At 40.6% G+C, this 6233-nt stretch carries 4 protein-coding genes; 3 read left to right on the forward strand and 1 reads right to left on the reverse strand.

The genetic code is table 11. From position 1 onward, the window contains the following. The 3 genes from QNK26_RS18780 to QNK26_RS18790 all read left to right on the forward strand — a co-directional run. On the forward strand, nt 1-534 hold a 534-nt coding region (locus QNK26_RS18780; RefSeq protein WP_319225673.1), incomplete at its 5' end, for an SLBB domain-containing protein. 81 nt (nt 535-615) lie between these two features. Next, complete coding sequence (locus QNK26_RS18785) at nt 616-2838, forward strand: polysaccharide biosynthesis tyrosine autokinase (protein ID WP_319225675.1); 2223 nt, start codon at nt 616-618, stop codon at nt 2836-2838. Between the two features lie 722 nt (nt 2839-3560). After that, nucleotides 3561-5834 carry a hypothetical protein gene (locus QNK26_RS18790; RefSeq protein ID WP_319225676.1) on the forward strand — a complete coding sequence of 758 codons (2274 nt, stop codon included), beginning with the start codon at nt 3561-3563 and terminating at the stop codon, nt 5832-5834. Nucleotides 5835-5954: 120 nt separating this feature from the next. Here the strand turns inward: QNK26_RS18790 and QNK26_RS18795 are convergent. Beyond that, nucleotides 5955-6233, reverse strand: a 279-nt coding sequence (locus tag QNK26_RS18795) for a hypothetical protein (RefSeq protein WP_319225677.1), incomplete at its 5' end; no start/stop codon positions are given.

Genomic DNA, 6233 nt, shown 5'->3' on the forward strand with positions numbered 1-6233 from the left:
GGTAAGACTGAAATCATCTCTTTATATAAATTAATGCAACTAGGCGACCTGACTGAAAATCGCTTAATGCGTGGCGGAGATATTATCTATGTACCCAGAAATGATGCACTGAAAGTGTTTGTGCTGGGCGAGGTTGTACAAGCGGGCATGCTCACAATTGATCGTACGGGAATGACCTTAACCGAAGCACTAAGCGCGGTCGGCGGCATCAATGAGCTAAGAGCCAATGCAACTGGAATATTTATTGTCCGCAGTACTTCAAGAGATGCTAAAAACCAAATTTTCTTAGACAAATTACAAGCAGAAGAAAACCTCCAGCCCCAATACCAAACTGTCGCGAATATATATCAGCTAGATATACATGATGCTTCAGCGTTAATGACCGGAACAGAGTTTGAATTAGAGCCTTATGATGTATTGTACGTCACTGCTGCACCGATTTCGCGTTGGAACAGAGTGATGGATCAATTGTTACCAACGATCTCAGCATTTAATCTGTTAACTGGCGGCATGCTAAACGTGAAAGAACTCTAATCCATGTTATTTGCGCAATGGGATGAGCAATAAGATATTCCGGATCCTTATCGATAAAAAATCAATGATGAGTGCTAACTAATGATAAATAAAACTATACAATCTCGAAACAATCAATCTACTGACAAGAGAGATGTTATTGACCTCGGTAAACTATTATGTATTTTACTCGATGGTAAATGGGTTGTTATTTTTGCAACTATTTTATTTACGATAGCCGGTGTGCTCTATGCAGTTTCAGCAACACCAATTTATAAGGCCGATGCACTGGTACAGGTAGAACAGAAAAGCAGAGGAGTGCCATCATTAGGTGATGATGTAGCAGATATGTTCGCGCAAGAATCATCTTCAGTGACTGAAATTGAAATCATTAAATCTAGAATGGTCTTAAGCCAAACAGTTGATAAATTTAACCTTACTATCTTAGCTTCAGCAGATTATTGGTCTTCTGTAGATACAACTATAGAAAAAATCTTAAACTTAGAAACGTTTCTTTCTTTCACTCGATTGCCAGCAACAAAAGCTTCGATATCGGTCTCAAAATTTGAGCTACCTGAATATGCTGCGCAAACGGATCATCAAATAATTTTACTTGATAACGAAAAAGGGACTTATCAATTAATCAATGATCAAGATATGGTTATTCTATCTGGTACGGTTGGACTATTAGCAGAAAAAGAAGGTTATCAATTATTGGTTACACAGCTTATAGGAGAAAAAAATCAGAAATATAATATTGGTAAACGTTCACAATTAGCAGCGATAAAATGGTTACAAAAATTTTTAGCGATCAGTGAAGTTGGAAAAAAATCAGGTATTTTATTATTTTCTTTTACAGGTAAAAACAGAGAACAAATAAAAGGCATAGTATACGACATCAGTACTAACTATTTTTTACAGAATCTAGCTCGCAATGCAGAAATGGCAAAAAACAGTTTAGATTTTGTCAACAAACATTTACCCAAAATCAAACAAAAATTAACCGAGTATGAAGATAAATTAAATAACTTTAAATCAATGAATGACTCAGTTGATTTGGGAATGGAAGCGCAATCAACCTTAGATGTTATTGTATCCTTAGAAGCACAGCTTAATGATATCACCTTTAAAGAAAGTGACATTTCGAAACTATTCACTAAAAGTCACCCTGCATATATTGCTTTATTGGATAAGCGTAAAGCGCTCCAAACGCAACGTACAGTTCTTAATGCTAAGATTCAAGCATTACCAAAAAAACAACGTGAAGTATTACGTATTATGCGTGATGTAGAAGTCAATCAAGCAGTCTACCTGCAACTATTAAACAAAAAACAAGAGTTAAGCATTGTGCAGGCAAGTACCGTGGGTAATGTTCGAATTTTAGATAACGCAGAAGTTTCCGATGCCCCAATTAAACCTCAAAAAACAATGATAGTGGGGTTAGCGACTATGTTAGGCAGCATGTTCAGTGTTGCTTTTTTGAGTGTAAAATCAGCTTTCAATCGAGGCGTTGAATCACCTGAGCAGATTGAAGAAATTGGTTTGTCTGTATATGCAACAATACCTAAATCAGTTCAGCAGCTTCAAATAAATAATAAGATAAAACAAAATAAAAAACATAATCAAAAAACACAAATATCTCAAAATTTATTAGCAATAGCTAACCCCGCAGATCTATCCATTGAGGCACTTCGAAACCTACGCACTAGCTTGTATTTCGCATTGATGGATGCAAAAAACAACATCATTATGATATCCGGTCCATCACCCGATATTGGCAAATCATTTATTGCAACGAACTTAGCCGCAGTTATTGCAAAGGCAGATCAGAAGGTATTAATTATTGATGCTGATATGCGTAAAGGACGAATGGAGCGGATGCTATCCGAGTCTCATAAAAATGGCTTATCTGATATTCTGTTAGGCGATATTTCGGTTGAAGAAGGCATAAAAACTTTAAGCATCAAAAACGTAGATTTTATTTCTAGAGGTAAAACATTGCCTAATCCATCTGAATTATTAATGCATAAAAGATTTAAACAGTTATTAGATTGGGCCTCGCATAATTACGATATTGTAATACTTGATACCCCTCCCTTGCTTGCTGTAACAGACAGTGCCTTAGTTGGAAAGCATTGTGGCACAACATTGTTAATAGCTCGTTTTGGTAAAACAGCCATTAAAGAAATTGAAATTACAGTGAAACGATTCGCTCAAAACGGTATAAATGTTAAGGGAGTGATCCTGAATGCTGTTGAAAAAACAGCTAGTGGTTCATATAGCTACGGCTATTATAACTACAGCTATGAAGGAGATAAAGCTTAGTATCTGCAGGGCTGATTAGTAATCGTCATCGAGCCCTGCCATTCTATATTAGGCTGTTTCAGTATTTAATATGCCATTATAGTTTGGCTATCCAGAGCTTCACCTAACTCCAACTTACAATCATCTTAATCTTTTTGGTACATACACAGCTAGTCAACGTAACCCAAAAGATCTTCCCCCTCTCACCTTATTTTCTCTAAATTAAATGCTTCTAGTATATCCATCCACTTACTGAACTTTTAAAAAAATCTTAATTTCACATCTAATTAATCAATGCTGAAATTTGCATGACGGAGATCTCAGGTACAAAAAATAATTTGCTATTTTAGCATAATGGTCTAGTTAAGATGATTAGTGAGATAGTCTTATATTTCAATAAAATACCGCCACAAAACGCCTAAATATCAAACAAAACGAGTGTAAAGCAGTATTAAATGCCGTGCAATAGCCTACAAAATAGGCTTTAATGCACTCGAAAGAAAGAAAATATAATGCATGTTTCTTTCCTCTGAACTGGGACTTTTTGATATTTTAATGGCATAGAATCTTTTTCTACATTAATTATTAACCTCCTAATTGCTAAAATTACATACAGGAATTCTGTACATTGAGTTATTTAAAACAGTTATTTATAAAACAGTTGGGGTCGGTCGGCACCATCAACCAATGGATGCAAACATCTAAAAACTCTATATCGTTTGATATTATTGACTGGAGAAATCATGAGTAACTACAATCACGGAAGATCTCTCTTATGTTGGGGACTTTTATTTTTCAGCTTCATAGCGACTTGCAATGCCGCGACACTTACCTATGAGGACGCTGAAAATGGGAACACGTTAGGTTGGAGCATTTACAGTGGTGATCAGGCCAGCGCAGATATTAGCAATGAGTTTGATACGGACCGTGGTAGCCGGGTGATTGTTATGAATGGCTTGGGCAAGGACAACGGTTATAGCTTGCGTAATGACGATGGCAGCAAATGGAAAAATAATGAACAATTTGTCTTAGAATTCTCAATGCAGTACAGTGAGCTATATTCGATTTACGTGGATGTAGAGACGACTGCGGGGCAGCGGTATCTTACTTACAAACCTGAAGATAATGACGATCTAGGTACAGGTCAATATATCCATCATGGTTTGGGGACGTCATCAATAAACGGTCAGTGGCAAACCTTTATTCGAGACTTGCAAGCAGATCTTCAGGAAGCGCAACCAGGGGTTGTTTTGCTGGAGGTGAATGGGTTCAAAATTCGTGGTAGCGGTCGCTTGGATGATGTGACCCTCTCGAATGAGGATACTCCGAATCCAGGAATACCCGATACCAGTACTATTTTTGAGGACGCTGAAGATGGGAACACGTTACGTTGGAATGTTTACGCTGGTGATTCGAGTTTGGCGAGTATTAGCAACGAGTTTGATACGGCTCAGAATAGCCGGGTGATTGTTCTGAGTGGAGCTGGCACGGACAATGGTTATAGCTTGCGCAAGGACGATGGCAGCAAATGGCAAAACAGTGAACAATTTATCCTGCAATGGTCAATGCAATTCAGTGAGTCATATACGATTTACATCGATGTGGAGACGACTGTAGGGCAAAAGTACATGTCTTACAAACCACGTGATGAAGACGATCTTGGAACCGGTCAATATATCTATCACGGTTTGGGAACGTCATCGATAAACGGTCAGTGGGAAACCTTTACCCGAGACTTGCAAGCGGATCTAGAAGCGGCCCAACCAGGAGTCGTTATAAAAGAAGTGAACGGGTTTAAAATTCGCGGTAGCGGTCGCTTGGATGATGTGATGCTATCATCGACTCTTGAACCAACGGACCCTACAGATCCAACAGATCCAACGGACCCTACAGATCCAACGGACCCAACAGATCCAACGGACCCAACAGACCCAACGGAGCCAACAGATCCTGAGACTGGTGATCGCTACGGCTCAGGTTGGAGCTATAGCTCGCTCAGTAATAAGCAAGCGACTTACAGCCAAGGGCGTCAATTCATGTCCTTTAAGGCTACGAACACAGGTGAAATCACTGCTCTGCGCTGGTATTACTTGAACCAGCCAGGCTACGCTTCAGGCAACCCTACTCGACTCGACTGGGTCCTCGAAGGTGACAATGGCAATGGTTTACCTGACGGTAAAATCTTGGGTAGGACGACGGTCACCACTGGACTCGACGCCAGCGACCCTAACAAATATCACAGCTGGGATAGCGACCGTCCATACATAGAGGCCGGCAAGATGTACTACCTGATCAGCGAAAACCACTCGCCGAATCCGGACGTCAACAACTACAGCATCGACTACTTCCAGCGCCTAGGCGAAATGGAACAGTTCCAAGGACGTTGGAATCCGCAGGTTCCCAATGATGAGTGGAAGGTCGGAACGGCACCACTGAATTCGAACGGCCCATGGACAGTACGCGGTTCGCTGACCGCAATCATCGACATGACCATCTCGGATGATAGCCATATTGGGCTTGGGTACATCAACGCTGCCTACATGAATCCCGAACGAATTGGTGGTTCAGACATGGTTCGACAACGCATCACACCTAAGTCCACGATCACCGTGACTGGTGGTGGTGTGGCCTTGACCGGATCAGGTCCGGTGGACGTGAATCTGACCAATGCTAGCGGTGCGGTTCTTGGCAGCTACCGCCTCTCGGGGACGAATTTCCCACCATTCGAGAGTGATCTTAGCCGCGACCCGAGCACTTGGGAGGACGGCGAATTCGCTAGCCCAGTCACGCTAGAGGCCGGTGAGACTTACTACCTAAGGCTGTCATCAGCGGGTGGTACAACATGGATGCGCGGTAACCGTAAGGGCTCAGGCTACGGCTACTCGGAAGCGACCTACTTCAGTGATGGTTATGGCGAGGCTAGCACCAACGGTGGTTCGTCGTGGCGTGGCCTGCGTATGTGGGACAAAGAATCGAAGGAGATCGATCTCAAGTTTTACCTCGACCTTCTCAAATAAGGTGAGGTAGAATACCTAGGCTCATTATTTATGGTTGAGCTCTTGATAAGGCACGTGTTAACTTTTCACGTGCCTTATCAACATCTAACATCCATTTGATAGTGATTCAATTTTAAGATACTACCTTTTATAGCGATACTTCTTAATAATTCTATCAATCAGCCATTTTATATCAAGTTTCATAACATAGAATGGAGTTATGGCTGTTCTCTTATTTTGTGTTTTTAAATAATCTAAAATCTCTGATGCGGGAGCAAACCATCCATTTTGCTGTGAAAGAAAATCTAAATTATTCTTAAACGTCTCATCCAACTTACCATTATTAATAAAACCAGATGCAAAGTGAGTATAGACAACACATAAACCACCGTCTTTCTGCAGCTTTCGAATATTTGCAGG

Source organism: Moritella sp. (assembly GCF_033791185.1).
Lineage (GTDB): Bacteria > Pseudomonadota > Gammaproteobacteria > Enterobacterales > Moritellaceae > Moritella.

Bases quoted from the DNA above. Each gene is read 5' to 3' on its own strand.
- QNK26_RS18785 (WP_319225675.1), top strand. From the start codon at position 616: ATGATAAATAAAACTATACAATCTCGAAACAATCAATCTACTGACAAG.
- QNK26_RS18790 (WP_319225676.1), top strand. From the start codon at position 3,561: ATGAGTAACTACAATCACGGAAGATCTCTCTTATGTTGGGGACTTTTA.